This window comes from Myxococcales bacterium, from assembly GCA_016703425.1.
Classification (GTDB): domain Bacteria; phylum Myxococcota_A; class Polyangia; order Polyangiales; family Polyangiaceae; genus JADJCA01.
The window spans coordinates 990,111-1,006,399 of sequence record JADJCA010000002.1; the positions used below are offsets into that span (position 1 = coordinate 990,111).

At 67.4% G+C, this 16,289-nt stretch carries 15 protein-coding genes; 5 read left to right on the forward strand and 10 right to left on the reverse strand.

The features are described from left to right. Positions 1 to 9 precede the first annotated feature (9 nt). The 7 genes from IPG50_10650 to IPG50_10680 all read right to left on the reverse strand — a co-directional run bounded on the left by IPG50_10650 (position 10) and on the right by IPG50_10680 (position 7,776). A complete protein-coding gene (locus IPG50_10650) occupies positions 10 to 1,935 on the reverse strand; it encodes a hypothetical protein (GenBank protein MBK6692651.1) in 1,926 nt (641 codons plus the stop codon). 18 nt (positions 1,936 to 1,953) lie between these two features. After that, complete coding sequence (locus IPG50_10655; GenBank protein ID MBK6692652.1) at positions 1,954 to 2,949, reverse strand: hypothetical protein; 996 nt, start codon at positions 2,947 to 2,949, stop codon at positions 1,954 to 1,956. A gap of 284 nt (positions 2,950 to 3,233) precedes the next feature. Further along, the gene (locus IPG50_10660; GenBank protein MBK6692653.1) at positions 3,234 to 3,803 is read right to left on the reverse strand and encodes a hypothetical protein; all 570 of its coding nucleotides are present in this window, start codon (positions 3,801 to 3,803) and stop codon (positions 3,234 to 3,236) included. Further along, positions 3,800 to 4,354 carry a hypothetical protein gene (locus tag IPG50_10665; protein MBK6692654.1) on the reverse strand — a complete coding sequence of 185 codons (555 nt, stop codon included), beginning with the start codon at positions 4,352 to 4,354 and terminating at the stop codon, positions 3,800 to 3,802. The genes IPG50_10660 and IPG50_10665 overlap by 4 nt, the downstream gene beginning before the upstream one ends. After that, complete coding sequence (locus IPG50_10670) at positions 4,351 to 6,465, reverse strand: DUF3570 domain-containing protein (protein ID MBK6692655.1); 2,115 nt, start codon at positions 6,463 to 6,465, stop codon at positions 4,351 to 4,353. Before IPG50_10670 ends, IPG50_10665 begins: the two co-directional genes overlap by 4 nt. 92 nt (positions 6,466 to 6,557) lie before the next feature. Continuing rightward, a complete protein-coding gene (locus IPG50_10675) occupies positions 6,558 to 7,127 on the reverse strand; it encodes a hypothetical protein (protein MBK6692656.1) in 570 nt (189 codons plus the stop codon). A 67-nt stretch (positions 7,128 to 7,194) separates the two neighbouring features. After that, on the reverse strand, positions 7,195 to 7,776 hold the full coding sequence (locus tag IPG50_10680; GenBank protein MBK6692657.1) for a hypothetical protein: 582 nt from the start codon (positions 7,774 to 7,776) through the stop codon (positions 7,195 to 7,197). A gap of 214 nt (positions 7,777 to 7,990) precedes the next feature. On the opposite strand from IPG50_10680, the gene IPG50_10685 reads away from it, so the two are divergent. Continuing rightward, complete coding sequence (locus IPG50_10685) at positions 7,991 to 8,944, forward strand: HDIG domain-containing protein (protein ID MBK6692658.1); 954 nt, start codon at positions 7,991 to 7,993, stop codon at positions 8,942 to 8,944. Between the two features lie 39 nt (positions 8,945 to 8,983). On the opposite strand, the gene IPG50_10690 is transcribed toward IPG50_10685, so the two are convergent. Both IPG50_10690 and IPG50_10695 read right to left on the reverse strand, forming a co-directional pair. Further along, positions 8,984 to 9,709, reverse strand: a complete 726-nt coding sequence (locus IPG50_10690; GenBank protein ID MBK6692659.1) for a hypothetical protein — start codon at positions 9,707 to 9,709, stop codon at positions 8,984 to 8,986. Next, positions 9,706 to 10,923, reverse strand: coding sequence for a deoxyhypusine synthase family protein (locus IPG50_10695; GenBank protein MBK6692660.1), 1,218 nt, complete (start codon positions 10,921 to 10,923; stop codon positions 9,706 to 9,708). Before IPG50_10695 ends, IPG50_10690 begins: the two co-directional genes overlap by 4 nt. 94 nt (positions 10,924 to 11,017) lie before the next feature. On the opposite strand from IPG50_10695, the gene IPG50_10700 reads away from it, so the two are divergent. After that, positions 11,018 to 11,860 carry a tetratricopeptide repeat protein gene (locus IPG50_10700; protein ID MBK6692661.1) on the forward strand — a complete coding sequence of 281 codons (843 nt, stop codon included), beginning with the start codon at positions 11,018 to 11,020 and terminating at the stop codon, positions 11,858 to 11,860. 36 nt (positions 11,861 to 11,896) lie between these two features. On the opposite strand, the gene IPG50_10705 is transcribed toward IPG50_10700, so the two are convergent. Then, a complete protein-coding gene (locus IPG50_10705) occupies positions 11,897 to 12,550 on the reverse strand; it encodes a hypothetical protein (protein MBK6692662.1) in 654 nt (217 codons plus the stop codon). 281 nt (positions 12,551 to 12,831) lie between these two features. Here IPG50_10705 and IPG50_10710 point away from each other — a divergent pair, with 281 nt between their 5' ends. Genes IPG50_10710 through IPG50_10720 form a run of 3 tightly spaced genes read left to right on the forward strand, consistent with a single transcriptional unit; the run spans position 12,832 to position 16,276 of the window. Next, on the forward strand, positions 12,832 to 13,566 hold the full coding sequence (locus IPG50_10710) for a hypothetical protein (GenBank protein ID MBK6692663.1): 735 nt from the start codon (positions 12,832 to 12,834) through the stop codon (positions 13,564 to 13,566). Next, a complete protein-coding gene (locus IPG50_10715) occupies positions 13,563 to 15,533 on the forward strand; it encodes a serine/threonine protein kinase (GenBank protein ID MBK6692664.1) in 1,971 nt (656 codons plus the stop codon). Before IPG50_10710 ends, IPG50_10715 begins: the two co-directional genes overlap by 4 nt. Continuing rightward, complete coding sequence (locus IPG50_10720) at positions 15,530 to 16,276, forward strand: hypothetical protein (GenBank protein MBK6692665.1); 747 nt, start codon at positions 15,530 to 15,532, stop codon at positions 16,274 to 16,276. The genes IPG50_10715 and IPG50_10720 overlap by 4 nt, the downstream gene beginning before the upstream one ends. Positions 16,277 to 16,289 lie beyond the last annotated feature (13 nt).

Here is a 16,289-nt window from a genome sequence, read left to right on the forward strand (position 1 = left end):
CCTATGTTTTCACGAGCGACGACGGGCGGCAATTCCGCCGAGGGCCAAGCCCAGGAGAAGCAGGCCACCGGCGAAGTTCGAGCCGTTGGTGCTGCCCGGCGTGCTGCAACCACACCCGGACGAAGACTCGCTCTTCGCGGCGGGCGCCGGCGTCGGGTCGGCCACCGGGGGCGTCGACTGGGCTTCTGACGCGTTGACGGGGTTCACGAACGACGCGACGGGGTACTTGGTCACGCCGGCGACGAAGCTGAGCCAGTAGGCGTTGCGGGCGAAGCCGGGCTGGCGGCCGTTGACGCCGGTCACGAAGAACGACTTGACGTCCTTCATCCAGCCCTTCTCGACCTGGTAGCCGAGGTTGGGCACGTCGCCGATGCAGAACGAGTAGTTGCGCCCCTGGTTCATGGGGTTTTCGCCGAAGTAGTTCGAGAGGAGCTGACCGTCGGCGTACCAAGCGGTGCGGAACTTGTCGGTCTTCTCGTTCATCGTGAGGATCTTCTTGTCGGTGTCGAAGCCGAGGAAGGCTCCGCCCGAGGAGCCGACACCGGTGTGCGGCTGGCTCACGGCGAAGATGGTGTCCTTCTCTTGTCCTTCGGCGCCACGCTTGCCGGTGCAGATCGAGGAGTGCGGCCCGTGAACCGGCGCGCCCTTGTACTCCGCGACCTTCACGAGCGCGTTGCCAACGACGTCGAACACGAACGTGAAGGGAACGCTGCTTCCCTTGATGTCGGTGTTCTTACCGCGGCCGTTGCCGGCGAGGGCGTGAAGCGCGATGCGGTTCGGAGAGAGCATCTCGATGCTGGCCTGGTTCCAGTGGGCCATGTTCGAGTTCTCTTTGCCGTCGCCCACGAGCACCTTCGAGCGCCACTGAACCGTGCCGGTGGCCGTGCTGCCGATGGCGCACTCGATGTGCATCGAGGGGCGATCGTTGCCGTAGGGCGCGCACAAGACGTAGCGCTCGTTGTCGATGAGCTGAATCAGGCGCTGGCCGCGCGCGATGTCGCCCGGTGAGATAACGGGCTCGGGGTAGTCTTTCGCGGGGAGCGGCAGATCCGTGGGGAGAACCGGCGGAGTCGCGTTCGCGTCGCCCTGGGTGCGGTACAAGCGAGTCTCGCCGGCCGCACGGCCGTGCCAATCCTTGACGACCTCGACGCCCGCCGGCGTGTCTTTGAGGTAGAGGCTCGTGACGTAGGCGATGTCGTCGTCAGCCATTTGCTGGCCGTCGCCGGTGAGGTTGCCCGGGATCACGGCGTCGATCTGCGCGTTCGTGACGAGGTACTGGCCGATCCAGCCCTGGTTGCCGTCGGGGCGGTTGAACGCCTGGAACTCGCTGCAGCCACCGGAGTTACCGTCGTCGGTGGTGTAGGGCACGCTGACGACGACGGGCGCCGCGAGCTTGTTGCACATATGGTCGATGGCCGTCACGTAGTGCGACGGGCTGTTCTGATTGAAGTCGTTGCCGTATCCGACGAGGTAGCGGCCCTTCTTGTCAGGACGCTTCGACATGCACGGGTGGTGGGCCGTGCGGCGACCTTCCTGCTCCTGGAGGACCGACTGGGCAACGAGCTTGGGCGCCTCCGTCGCGAGCATCTCATACGAGTTGCACCGGATCGTCATGAGCGCCTTCTTCGGGTTGGTCTCCCGGTCGGCACTCTCCATGTAGACCGTCGTGACGAACTGACGCCCCGTGGCCTCGTCCTTGTGCCATCCGAAGACGCCCTGTTCGGCACCGGCACCGGCGCGTTGGGGGTCGGGGTTCTTGAGCATGTCGCGACCTGACTTCTCGACCTCGCTGGGTGAGCGAACGGTAACGACGGCGGGCGCGACGCTCGAGCGCTGCACCTGCTCCGTTGCGCCACCGGCCTGCTGGGCGACGGCCGCAGAGGCAATCGAAAGAACCGTGCTCGTCGCCATCAAACCGAGGATGCGTGCCTTCATGTCGTGCTCCCTTTCCTATCAACCCGTGTGAGTTTTGCTGCCCGTCGGCGCCGTGGTGCTCTCTCCGTTGGGGAGGGCGCGCCGAGGCGGTGTCTTGTGCTGGTAGATCTGAATCGCTGCTTTGCGGTCGCTTGTCGTGCCGTAGTCGATCACAGCGAGCCCCTTGTTGCGTGCGGGGACCGCGAAGGTCATGGAGGCGAGCTCTTTGGGCTCGACGCCGACGAACTCGCCGTCGGTGCCGAGCAGCTCAACGCGCTTGGCGTGCTGCGTGTCGACGCCGGCTGCCTTGAGGTAGGCCGCGAGGGAGAACTTCGGCTTGGAGAGGTCGTCGGTGGCGAGCAGGTCATTGCTGAGCGACTTGCGCTTGACGATGCTAACGAGCTTGCCGTCGAAGTAGACGCGCGTGCCCGCGCTGGCTTCCGCGTCCGCATAGGGCATGCCTTCGCCAACGAGCTTGCCGTCGGGGTAGACGAGCACGAAGTCGGCGTTCTCGCGGGGCGGCTCCTTGTCGACGTAGACGGAGACGGCGCTGATCATGTCGATGGCCGTGTTGAGGCCCATGCTCGGCCGAATGCCAGCGGCGAACCGCGGACGCGCGGGACCGGTGCCGTCGCCGCGGAAGACGAAGCGCACGCGGTCGCCGCCGCGGCGAAGCGAGTCGCCCGGAAGCATCGACACCCGACCACCGTGCATGTGGAGCGCGCGGACCTTGGCGACGTCGACGCCGAGGGCTTTGAGGTACGAGGCGAAGCCGAACTCCGTCTCGCCGGGGCGATCGACGACGCCCACGAGACCCGGGGGAAGCTCGTTGAACTTGAGGAACCCGGTGATCTTCCCGTCGACGTAGACGGCGCCGTCTTTGATGCGGGGCTGCTTCTCACGTGGCGCCGCCTCGGCGGCCGTGATCGGCGCCTGAACAACCTGCGCCGTCGCGGAGGTGCCCGCGGGCGCGGGCTTCCTCGCACAGCCAGCGACGGCTGCAGAGGCGATCAGGGCAAGGACCAACGAGCGCATCGGACAGGGCTCAATGCAGGCGGCGTGCCGCCAATGCGTATGCCTTTGTGGGCCGCGCAAAAGCCCTTGTTTCATCGGTGTAACACGAGAGCGTTTCGCGAATTCCCTGGACGCTCCACTGGCCGGTTTGGGGGCCGCCTCCCGAGAAACGGGGGAAGCATCCCCCATCGACCTTAGACCCGGGCCAAATGACGGGTAATTTCAGCACGAACGGGGACTCGACGTCGGTCGCCCGCCCCGAACTGCGTCGTCCGGCGCCACCCTGTTGTCGGCGTTGCGCCGGGCTACGGAAGCTCAGCGGCCTTGCCGCACGCGCCCTTGTCGGTCTGGCCCTTGAGCCAGGAGAGGAGGCAGGCCTCGCTGTCATCGCCCTTGTTGAAGGCGATGCCGCCCTTGTGCCGCTCGATGCCGAGGGGCTTCTTGTAGAGCAAGAGCGTGTTGGGCTCCCCGTCGCCCTTGCCGACCAGCTCGGTCTGCTCTGGCTCGACGCCCACGGCCGAACGGTAGTTCGCGGAGCGCTCTTCTGGCGTGGTCTCGCCGAGCCCCGGCTCGAAACCGCCGTCGCCTTCGATGGGCGGGAGGCGTAGGCCGTACTTGCTGTAGACGCGGAGCGGGCGACGCGAAAAGCCGTGGCAGTCGAGCGAGCCGCAGCGACGCTCGAGCATCGCGCTCACGCCGCAGGCCTGCGCGCCACCGTCGCCGATGGGCTGGCAAGGCGCCGTGAAGTCCTGCACGTTGGGCCCAGCGACGCGAAGGTCTTCGCCGGAAGGTTTCGGTGAGCACGCGACGAAGACGCTGAGCGCCGACACCGCGAGGAGCTTCTGCAACGACGAGGGGGGCTTCGCAGGGGTCATCGAATCCTCGGGTCGACTTCGCATTCGACGGGCCCCGCGCCGACCTCTTCCGTGCCGAAAAGGAAGACCTGGACGAGTTGGCTCGTGGGATCGCGGTCGAGGTTGGGCGTGTGGCAAGAGCCGCAGCTCGCTTCGCGCCCGATGACCGAGTTCATGCGGCGAAGCGTTCCACCTTTGGCCACGGCCACGAGGATCGGGAATTTCGGGTCCCATTCGTCGGGCTTCACCATGAAGTTACCAACGCAGTTGGTCTTCGTGACGTGTTTCGTGCCCAGCGAGTCGGTCATACGGACTTCGGCGTTGTTGACGCCCACGAGCTTGCTCGGCCCCTGGAAGATCGTCCCGGCGACGGTGAAGATCGAGTTCGACGCGGGCCCGTTCTTCGAGTGGCAAGCCACGCAAGGCTGCCCCGAGCGATGGAGCGGTCCCTTGGGGATCCCCTCGATTTCCTTGCCTTGCGCCTCGATGATCCCGCTTTGAATGGGGTCACTGCAGGCGGGGACGGCCCCAAGGACCAGCGCCGAAAGGAGAAAAAAACTACTCCTCGTCATTGGAACTCAGCCTCGAAACGAAGGACCCCCCACAGGGCAAGGCGCGACTTGATGTAGAGCGCATCGAAGTAGCGCGTGTACATGGCGTCGGCGTCCAGCTGGATGCCGAACTGAACTTTCTCCTCGGGCGGCGACAGCTCGAGCCGCGCCGTTCCGCCGCCAGTGACCGAGAGGAGCTGGCCCAGCTCTCGGTCCGTCGTTCGGTACTTGGGGAGGTCGATGGAGCCGTCGGCGTTGAGCGTGCCGATGTACTTGCGCTTGTAGAAGCTCGCGGGCATCTGGAAGTGAATGCGAGCGTGGGGCCCGACGCGTAGGCGGCGGGTCAGATCGAGCAGGTAACGCACGTCGGTCGAGGAAGCCTTGACGCCCCACGTGTCGAAGTACGCACGCTCCTCCGCCCGGAGCGTCGCCGTTCCGATGCGCTTGATGTACCGGCCCGCCAACGCGTAGCGCTCGCGAGCCACGGGCAGCTGCTCGAGGGGGCGCGTGGGCAGCCGAAACGCGTTGACCTGATCGTACGTGGCCCCGATGGGAATGCCGACGCCGGAGGGGAACAGCGGCACGTAGCGGTACGGCTTGGACTGATCGCCACGCTCGCTTTGCAGCGTGAAGCCGAGCTGAAGGACCGCCGTAGGCGTCATCACGATGGAGCTGCCGGCGACGATCTCGTTGATGCCGAGCTCTCGGCTGAAGACGTCGTAGCTCGTGCCGGCGCGACCGATCGTGTCCTGCGTTCGGTAGTAGCCGAGCGTCGGCGTCCACCGCTTGTCCATGAGCTCGGCGAGGAGCGTGGCGCCGAAGTTCCGCGACGTGTAGTCGTTCTCGACCGACAAGCTCGCGCTCGCCTGCGCGCCGTAGAAGCTCGGCTTGTAACCGCCGCTCACGGCGCCCGCGTGGCGCGTGTCGCGGAAGAAGTGTGACGCCGTGGAGATGACGTCCGGCGACGCGGCCGAGACGATGTCGACGAGGTAACTTCCGCCAACGTTCCAACCTTGCGTGGGCGACGTGATCGACGCGTTGAGACCGGGCGTGAGCACCTGGACGCTGGTCGTGTCGGTGTAAGTCCCGACATCGAGGCCGACGCGCACGACGAGCGGCTTCTTGTCTTGCGGGAGACAGTTGAGGATGTCTTCCTGCGATTTCGCCGCGAACATGCAGGCGATTTGCCCTTCCGTCAGGGCGCTCGGCTTCAGCGTCACGGTGACGAGGGCGTTTTCGCCATCCTTCACCTCGCGAACCTCGTCGAAGACGAGGAGCACGCCACGCACGGTGCCTTCCGCGTGGATCTTGTGCTTGCCCGGATCGATCGAGAACTTCTGCGAGAGCTTCTCCTTCGGCACGACCTTGTCGTCGAAGGTGACCTTCATGTCGGGGACGCCGGCGGGGACCTCGAAGCCGATCTTGGCCACGCGCGGCAAGAGCGCATTGATGCGCGCCTGCGCCGCTTTGATGATGACGGCATCGTTCTTCTGGATGCCAGCGGCGAGGACCTTCTGCGACTCACGGAGGCCGTCGATGACCTTGCCGGAGCGCTCGTAACAAGACGCGAGGTGCAAGCGACCGCGCGGCTGATCTTCGATCTGGAGCGCCGCCTTTTCCTTCTCGATGCAGTCGCCGAGGTTGCCGGCGGCGTCGGCGGCGATGGCCTGCTTCGCGTAGTCGAGGGCCTGCTTGTTGGTCCACGAGGCCTTCCCCGGGTCGTCGGGGTTGTTGGCGACGATCCACGAGCGCTGCGCGTCGGCGAACGCCGTCTTCATGGCCGGCGTGACCGCCGACGACGTCGGCAGTGCCGCAGTCCCGTCGATGTTGAGCGCTTCGGCGAAGCTCGCCTTGCCCTCGTCGGTCTTGCCGATCTGGACGAGGACCATGCCGGCGGCGATGTGCACCTGGCCCGTCAGCTTGGGGGGGCAGCTCTCCTTCTTGCAGCGATCCAGGAGCGTTTTGAGCTTCTTTCGCGCATCGCCGTAGTTGGCGTTCGCAAAATCGTCGCTCAGAACTTTTTCAATGACCGTCGCGACGTCCTCAGGAGGCGCGGCGAGCGCACGTGGGCCTGAAAGGGCGGTGGCCAGAAGGAAGCCGGCGACGGTGATCGCGCGGAACGAGAAGCGCACGGCGGGTACCGTACAGCAAGGCGACACCCCGGGGAAACGGAAGAGTGGAGGTCGCGCTCGCAACCTAGGGAGTCGCCGAGGACTTGACGTCGCTAGTTGTTGGGCGCGCCGCAACGGAGCCACGCGTCGATGCGGCAAGCCTCGTCCTTGGTGGCAGCGCGGCTCGGCACCGTTGGCGAGCTCTGGGGCATGCCCTGCCCGCACTGGCTGAGCATGTTGCAGAGGAAGTCGGATTTCTCCGGTTCGCCGCCGCCGTCGGGGTTGATGTACGGGTGCGGGCTTCCCTTGATGGTGTAGGCGGCCATCGACGCGTAGGCGGCGGCAGCGTTGGCTCCGCTGATGGTCGGCGGCGAGGTGCCGCCGTGGCATTTCGCGTCGACACACTTCCAGGGGCCCGTGACGAGCGGGAAGAGATCGCGGGAAAACGACACGGCGCAGTTGCCCCCGTCGCCGCCACCGCCGCCCCCACCGTCGGAGATCGCGACGCCCGTGCAAATGAGCTTCTCGACGCCGCCCTCGCCGGGGATGTTGTCGCGGCGCAAGCCCGCGGGATTTCCGAAGCTCGTTTCAGGCGGCTGCGAGCACGCCGCGACGAGTACGAGCGCGGTCGCCGCGGCGGAGGTCGTCCCGAGGGCGAGGAGCCATATCTTTCGCGGCAGCATGGGCCGCATATTCTGGGCCCTTCCTGACCCCTCGCGCAAGCGCGGCGACACGATCGGGTGGCCGAGGTCAGTTCAAGCAGAGGTCGTAGCCCACAAGAGTCCCCACGCTCGCTTGACAGACGCCCTCGATGGGACACGGGTCAGCGTCGTCCGCGTTGCACAAGATCACGCGATTCTGGTTGTTGCGACACTCGGTCGGCTTGCGGCATTGAATGCCCACGACGGCACCTCCACTCACGGTGCCGCAGCAAACGTTGCCTTTGGGGCAATCGGCCTCTTCGGCGCACGGAATCTTGAGTCCTACGCAGGGCAGCGCGGCGGCCTGACACAGAAACACGTCGGTGGCCGGCTGGCGGCAGCAGACGTTGCTCTTGAGGTCGCACGTGGCGCCGCTGGCGCGGGAGCAAAGCACCTCGGTGTCGCCAGCGTCGACGACGGGAGTCGGTGCGTCGGGTCGGGCGTCGACGCGACCTGCGTCTTGCGGCGTTGCACCGTCCGAAGAGGCGGCCGCATCGGCGCCGCTGCCGCCGTCGACCGTCGTGCCGGGGACCGAGGGCACCGAGGCGTCGCCGGAGAGCGAGAACACATCCGCGATGGAGGTGCTCCCGCACGCGCCGGTGAGGCCCAATCCCAGCGCGAGCAGCCGCACTAGCCGCGGGGAGTTCGTTGCGGCACGCGGCCCGTGGCCGGACCTTGCCGGGTTGCCTTTTGACGCGCCCATCAAATGACTTCTGCCACGATCCTGGAGGTGCGCCAACGGCGAGGCAGGCCCGAGCCCTACACCGAACGCCGAGCCAACGGGCACGTGCGCAAAAAGCTCGGTGAAAATCCACGGGACGAGCGCTATAAGCGCGCTCCCGACCATGAGCGCGCCCCCCTCCAACTCCGGCCCCGGCAAGCCCGACGCAGCCATCGACGCCCTTGCGTGGGCGGCGGCGCGGGCCGAGGAGTCGGCGGAAGGCGAAGCGGCGGCCCCCACGTCGACGCGCGAGGACTTCGGCGCCGCGCTCCTGCACGCGCCCGACAAGGTTCGCGCGTACCTCGATCGCGTCGTGATGGGACGGAATCCCGAAGCGGGCCTCGATGCCTTGCTCGACGCGCACGCCCTCGCGACGTTGTTCCCAGAAGTCGAGGCGATGGTGGGCTTTGGCGATGGCGAGTGGCGTCACAAGGACGTGTGGAAACACACCAAGCAGGTCGTTCGTCAGGCCGTGCCGCGCCTCGAAGTACGATGGGCGTCGTTGTTCCATGACATTGGCAAGGTCAAGACGCGATCCATCTCGCCGGAAGGCAAAGTGCACTTCTTTGGGCACGCCGAGGTTGGCGCGCGAATGTTCGATCGCATCGACCGACGCGTGCCGCTCTTCTCGTCGGAGCCGGCATTCCGCTCAACGGTTCGCTTTTTGGTCTTGCATCATCTGCGCGCAAACCAATACGAGCCGTCCTGGACCGACAGCGCCGTCCGGCGTTTCGCCCGCGAGCTGGGCGATCACCTCGACGACCTGCTCTGCTTGGCCCGCGCAGACATCACGACAAAGCGCCCCGAAAAGAAGCGGAAAGGTCTGTCGCAGATCTCCGAGCTCGACGCGCGCATCCGCAGCTTGGCGGAGGCCGACGCGAAGCAGCCTCCCTTGCCATCGGGCATCGGCGACGAGATCATGAAGACCTTCGCCCTTCCGCCGTCGCGCCTCATCGGCGACATCAAGCGAGCCCTGGAGTCGGCCGTGGAGAGCGGCGAGCTGCCGCCGCACGAGCCCTCCGAGTTCTACCTGGAAGCCATTCGAAACAACCCCGAGCGCTTTCACCTGCCGAAGTAGCGGAGGCCATGGGGCCCGCTGTCACCCGCGCCTCGTGACCTACCGGGAGGGTTGCGAGCCCGCCGGGGCGCTCTTCGCGTCATAGAACGAGAGACCATCGAGGAGCAGACGCCCCTCCTCTTCGCGAACCGCCGCGCCCTCGGGCCACACCGCCACTGCGAGCGTCGCGAGGCCGTTCTGCACGAAGACGCGGAAGAGCGACGAGGCGCGCCGCGCTTCGCCACCGCGCTTCACGAGGTACTTGGCGACGAGCTCTGAGCCGTCCACGCCAACGACACCCTTCGCGGCTGCCGGGCGCGGTGCCTGCTCGACCTTGAAGCCGGCCAAGTGTTCGCTCATCTGCGTTTGTTGAAGCGCGATGAGCTCCGACGCCTTGGCGTCGCGCGGTACGAGGACGACCGACAGCGACACCGTCAAGAAGTCGTTCGCGTCACCGTTCGGCCGCTCGAGGGACAGAAGAGGGAGCCCCTGCTTCTGCGACGCGCGCTCCCTTAGGGAACGCTGGAGACGGACGTCGGCGGTGCTGGCGAGTCGTGCCGCCAACTCTTCGTCGCCGAGGACGCGATAGCCGGGCGGCACGGTAAACGCGATGCCGAGATCGTCGAAGCGAACGGTGGACGCGCGCGCCGACTCTTCACGGGGCGCCGGGACGACCGAGGAAGCGGGCGACGCCCCCGCCGTCGCTGCGCCGGGCGACGCGACGGGGGACACCGCGGGGCCGCACGCAGCGCAGACGAGCGCGAGAGCTGCGAGGCGCGACGTCACTTCTTCGCGCCTCTCTTGGCCTGGGCCTTCGCCTTACCCTTGGGCGCCGGCACATCAAACTCGAGGGTCGGCAAGAGCTTCTTCTTTCGCTTGTCGATCTCTCGCTGCAGCGTTTGGACGGCGGCCTTCCGCGCGTCGTAGAGGCGGCGCGGCTTCCGATGAATCGTCGGATCGCTCAACAGGGCGTAGGTGAGCCACGGGAAGACGGCCGTCACGTCGCAGTGAACGTAGACGGACCCCGTGGCGACGCTTTCGGCGGAGACCTTGCCCCAAGTGTGGCCTTCGCCGGCGGGGCACGAGGAGAGGGCTCCGTTGTCGACGGGGTCGACGCAGAACTGGACGTCGATGTCGAAGCCGGTGGTGGGCACGCCCAGGATTTGGTCGAGCAGCGGCTCACCTTGCAGGGTGTAGTTCTTGGGGACGCCACCGCCCAGAATCCAAACGGCCATCGGCTTCTTGAGCGTGCCAAAGCAGTGGTGCTGCATGGCGCCCATCTCGAAGACGTCGTCGTTGACGTCGATCTCGAGCTTGAACTCGCTGCCGAGGAGCCGCTTCAACTTGACGATGTTGAGAAAGATGGAGCCGTCCTGCACCGCGCCGACGAAGATCGGGACGCCGTAGCGGTAGGCTGTCGAGAGGAGCGACGGGCTCTTCACGCCGAGCGCTTCTTCGATCTCGCTGATGGCCTTGCCGAGCAGGTAGTGCAGCTCAGGCGTCGTCATCTTCCGCTGGAACTCGGGCCGACGGAGGATGGCCGAGAAGAGCTTGTCGGTCTCGAGCAGGGTCTCTTCCCAGAAGCCCAGATCGTAGATGCGGATGATGCGGGCGAGTCGGTATTGGAGGTCGCCGGCGTTGGGCTCGATCTCGCGGACTCGGTGACCGATGACGCGGTGGGCGTCGTGGTAGAGGTTCGCGCCGGTCGTCGTGAGGCAATCGATGAGGCCGCGCTCGATGAGCGGGATGATGCATGACTGGTGCAGGCCGGCCGGCGTCATGGCCCCCGAGAAGGTCGTGAAGATGGCGCAATCTTCCCGAACGCTGCGGCGCATCAGCTCAAAGGCGGTCCGCTCCTGGCGGCCGACGTAAGCCGGAAACATCGTCTCGATGATCGAGGACGGCTTCTCCTTGCCGGTGATGCCGGTCGGGTGGACGTTTTTGGCGCGCTCGAAGTCCTTGCGGAGTACGCCGCGCTCTTTTGCGGATTCCTTGGCCATGGCCGGCCCTTTTCCCCCGGCGCACGGCGGGCCGTCAAGGGGAGAGCGGCACCGCGCCCTTGCGGGCATCTCGATCCACAGACACCATCGAGGAATGGCCACGCTTCCGCGCTTCGAGGTCTTTGCGTCGGCGCCGGACGCTGACGTCGAGCTCACCACCGGCGCCCTCCTTATCGCCCAGGACCTCCGGCCGGCCCTCGACGCAAGGCTCGTCTATGAGACCCTGGGTGAGCTTGCGGCGCCGCTGTCTGGCCTCGAGCTCGGGAGAGCACCGCTCGAAGAGCAGGCCGCGGCGATGGCGCAGCGGCTCTACGTGGCGGGAGGCTTTCGAGGCAACGAGGCGGACTACTACGACCCCAAAAACAGCCTATTGCCCGACGTGCTCGAGCGACGCGTCGGGATCCCGATCAGTCTGGCGGTCGTCTACTGCGACGTGGCCAGCCGCCTCGGCCTAAGAGCCCGCGGCGTCAGCTTCCCGGGTCACTTCCTCGTGCGCCTCGAGCCGGCGCCAGGAGGGCGGCCCGAGACGCCCGTGTACGTCGACCCGTTTTTCGGCGGGCGCACCCTCGATGACGGCCGGCTGCACGACCTCTTGCGAAAGGTCGCCGCCGAAGGCGACACGCTGCGGCCCGAGTACCTGGAGCCAGCCACCACGCGCGCGATCTTGCTGCGCATGCTGATGAACCTCCGCGGCATTTACCTGTCGCGCGGGGATCTCGCGCGCGCGATGCTCGTCGTCGACCGCATCGCGACGCTCAATCCGGCGTCGCCGGGCGCGATCCGCGATCGCGGCCTCTTGTCGGCGCGGCTCGGCGCATCGCAAGCGGCCATCAGCGATCTCTCGCGGTTTCTCGAGCTCGTACCCGACGCGGAAGACAAGGACGAGCTGCGGGAGAAGATCTCGTCGTTGGCCTCCAAGCCCCAGATGTGGAGCTGAATCGCGGTCCGCGTTCTTCGGAGGCACGCGGTCCGTTCAGAAGGTCCACCCGATGCCGAAGAGGAAGCGAGGCGCCACCTCCGTGGTCGCCCCTTTCGTCGTGATCAAAAGGACGCCGCCCCCCGCCGATAGCGTGAAACCGCTGCTCCAAACGAGCTGGTAGCCCACGTCGAGGGCGCCCCCGTAGGCCGTGAATCGCGCTGCGCCCGGCAGAGGTTTGGTCGAATCGAGGAGCAGCGAGGCGCCGAGGAACAACCCTTCCGGTTCGTTTCCACCGGCCACGTAGTGGCGGTAGCCGGCCTCGGCGCCAAAGCCCGTGGACTGACGGTTGGTGAAGCCCAGCGCACGTGCCGCGAGGGCATCGCGACTCTGCGAGAGCGTGACGTGCGGCGACAAGACGAGCGCGTGGCGGGGAGCGATGAGCCACTCGACGTCCAGGCTCACGCGCGCCTGAGTCAGCACGAGGGGATTGAACCTTAGGCCGTAGAAATGCCCGCGGTGCGACGGCGGCGGTTCGGGAGCGGGGCGTTCCACGTCCCGCGCCGGCGGGGACGGCTCCCGTGACGACCCGGCGGGCGGACGGCGGCGTGACGGCGGCGTCGCCGACGGTGGCGGGCTCGTCGTGGACGGCGGCGGCGCCGCGGGAGGGTTCGCCGAAAGCGGCGGCGGCGGCGGCGGCGGAAGATTCACCTGCGCCTCGGCGTCGCGACTGGTGGCGATGCCGATGGCGAGATGGAGCGAGGCGAAAACGACGACGCGACGCGATCGCCGGCGACGGGAAAATGTCCTATGGGAAAAGCGACGGTCCAGGCCCGAGAGCTTACCATCTTCCTCTCATGCCTCGCCCTCCCTCTCCCCCGTCCCGGCGCCGATCCTGGCGCCGGTCGTGTCTCGTCGCAGCGGTGCTCGCCGGCGCCCTTTCGGGAACGCGCACGGCGGCCGCTCAGGTGCGTTGGGACGCTTCGGCACAAGTGGGCGCAAGCAAGCGATTCCTCACGAGTGCCTTTGTCCAACCGCGCGTCGGCCCGGCCGCCCAGCTCGTCGGCCACATCGCGCTCTTGCCGCTCCTCCGCTTGGGAGCCTACGGCGGCTACGAGGTCTCCCCCGTTGGCGACGGGCCAGCACGCCGCATCGTTTCGCTCGGCGTGCGTGGAAAGGTCGACGCGCCGTGGGGGAGTCGCGTCTTGCACGGCTACGCCTTCGTCGGCGGCGGCTTCGCGTCGGTCTACGGCCCGAGCGCAACGGTGACCTTGCGGAGCGCGGGCATCGGCGGCGGAGCCCCCGTGACCGAGAGTGCGACCCTGCCCGGCGCCAGCGGCGCGCTGCTGGAGATTCCCTTGGGCGTCGGCCTCGCCGTGCGGCTCCGGAGGCCGTGGGAGCTGCTCTTCGAGCTTTCAGGGCAGGGCCTCTTTCGGTTTGGGAGGCGCTCTCTACGAAGGGCGCACTGCGACGTCACCGGTTCAGGGACTGCAGACCTTGGCCCCCATCGGCAACGACCGCTTCGGACTTCTCTTGACCGTCGGTCTGGGCATCGACCGGTGACAGGAGGGCGAAGAGCGGAAGGGCCCCCGCGAAACGCCGCGAGCGACGGGATTCCGCGGCGAATCCCGCGCTCACGAGGGCACCTCCTTGTGCTATCGATTGGGCTCCGAAACGGGGGCCTCGCGCGCCTCCCTCCGCGCCATTTCCGCCTCCTGCCCCCATGAGCAACGACCGCACAGTCTCGAGCACGGGCGCAGCGAGGTCGAGCGCCCGGCCTCCCGAGTCGCTCGTCGGGACGGTGATCCAGGGTCGGTACCGGATTGATCAGCTCGTGGGCGAAGGCGGCATGGCCGCGGTCTATCGCGCGCACCATCTCCACATGCGCAAGGACGTCGCCGTCAAGGTGCTCCACGCGGAGATGACCCGCATGCGCGAAGTGGTCCAGCGCTTCGAACGCGAAGCGATGGCCGCAGCGCACATCGAGCACCCGAACGTCGCTGCGGCAAAAGACTTTGGGCAGCTCGAAGACGGCTCCTTCTTTCTCGTGCTCGAGTTCGTCGACGGCAAGAGCCTTCGCGATCTCATCGCCGAGGGGCCGCTTCCCCTCGGGCGGGCGCTGCGCGTCCTTCATCAGATCGCCGCTGCGCTCCAAAGGGCCCACTCGCTGGGCATCGTCCACCGCGATCTGAAGCCAGAGAACGTCATGCTCGTCGAGCGCGAAGGCGAGACGGACTTCGTCAAGGTCCTCGACTTCGGCATCGCGAAGGTTCCCATTGGCGAGATCTCGGCCGACGGCGCGCCGCCGGGCACCGCGCTCACGCAGCTCGGCATGGTCTACGGCACCCCCGAGTACATGGCGCCTGAGCAAGCCCTCGGGCAAGCCGTCGACCCGCGCGCCGACATCTATTCACTCGGCGTCATCACGTTCGAGATGCTGGCCGGCGTGCGCCCCTTCGAGCACGCGAGCAAGGTGACGCTCCTCGGCATGCACGTGACAGCGCCGGTGCCGCGGATCGCAGACAAGGCTCCCCTGGTCGTCGTCCCCGAAGAGATCGAGGCGATCATCCGAAAGACCCTCGAAAAGGAAGCCGGCCACCGCTACGCCGACTCGAAGGAGTTGCTCGAAGCCATCGACGCCGTGTGGACCGGAGACTACGGCCCAACGATGAGCGTCGGCCCCCGCGGCTCGCTCGCCGGACGTCCAAGCACACCGCAGGCGGAAGCGCTCCCGGTTTCGGCACCTTTGCCAGGGGCGCCGGCCATCGTGACGGGACGCCAGCCGCCCATCTCGCCCCTGGTGCGCATGCGGGAGAACCTCCTGGTTCAGTACAGGGACAACCCTCGCCCCTTCGTCATCGGTGGCGCGGCGGCCTTCGCGAGCGTCGCGCTCTTGGTGCTCTTGGCGCGCGGGGGGAGCTCGCCAACCACGCCCACCACGCCGACCGCCCCGTCCTCGACGACCAACGCCGACACACCGCCAGCGACGAGCGACGGTGCGACCAACACGGCGCCGAGTGCGACCAGCAGCGCCAACCCCGATGTCGAAGCGCGAATCACCGCGGGCGTCGCAGCCATCGAGCGAGGTGACTACGGCACAGGCATCTCATCGCTTGCCGAACTCGAGAAGGACCTTGCGGGGCGGCCCGAGATCCATCGCGCTCTCGAGAAAGCGTACACGGCCACGCGCAAGCCCAAGGAAGCGCTCCGCCAAGCGGCGCTCTTGATCAAGGCCGACGGCCGAGCGGCAAACGATCTGAAGCTCGCGGAGAATGTTCGCAACGCGGCCGTTGGCCGCGACGCCGCGGACGACGCGTTCCTGCTCCTGGAGAGCGGCATGGGTACGATGGGCGGGGAGATCCTCTACGACATCGCCTACGGCGCGTCCGGCGCCCAATACCCGGCTGCCGCGGTCCGCGCGCAGAAGGCACTCCAGAAGGCTGACGCGCGCAAGATTGCCACGCCGGGCTTGCAGGTGACCCTCGAGCTGCGGGCAGCGGCGAGCTGCGAGGCCAAGCGCGCGCTCTTGGCGAAGGCGCGCGAGGTTGGTGACTCACGCACGGCGACCGTGCTGAAGCCGCATCTTTCAACGAGGGGCTGCGGGTTCGCCAACGCCCGAGACTGCTGGCCGTGCTTGCGTAAGGACAACATCCTTGTGCGAACCATTCAGGCCATCGAGGAGCGACAGCGATGAACCCGAAATCGATGTGGATGATTCTGCTTGCCGGCGCCCTTGGCGTCGCCGCCTACGCGGGGCTTCGGTCGCCGACGCCCGTGCCGGAGCCGGTCGCGGCGCCCCCCCCCGCGACGCCGGACAACCGCGGCGCCTTGCCGACGGGCCACCCGCCGATCCCCGGCGCGGGACCAGCGGGCGCCATGCCCGAGGGCCATCCGCCGATGGGAACGCCGGGGTTGCCGCAGGGTCACCCGCCAGTAGGACAGGGCGCGCCGCCGGTCGGAGCCGCGGCCGCACCGGCCGCCGGCGGCGACGAGACCGGCGCCGTCACGTGGACCAAGCCGGCACGCTGGCAAGACGCGCCAAACCCCAGCTCCATGCGCATGGCGACCTATCGCATTCCGAAGGCAGGAAGCGACGCGGAAGACGCCGAGATGAGCGTGAGCCGCGCTGGCGGCGGCACCGCCGCCAACGCCGAGCGATGGGTGGGCCAGTTCGACGAAGCGGGCCAGAAGAGCGCGAAGCGCAGCGAGCGAACGGTCGGCGGCTTCAAGACGACGATGGTCGAGGTCGAAGGCACCTTCGCCGCCGGCTCGATGATGGGCGGCGCCGCGGCGCCAAAGACGGGCTTCGCGCTCGTGGGCGCCATCGTCGAGACGCCAGGAATGGCGCACTTCTTCAAGCTCACGGGCCCGAGCGCCACCGTGAAGAGCGCCCGCGCCGAGGTCGACGCGCTGCTCCAAAGCATCAAGGCAAAATGATGCAAACGGCACG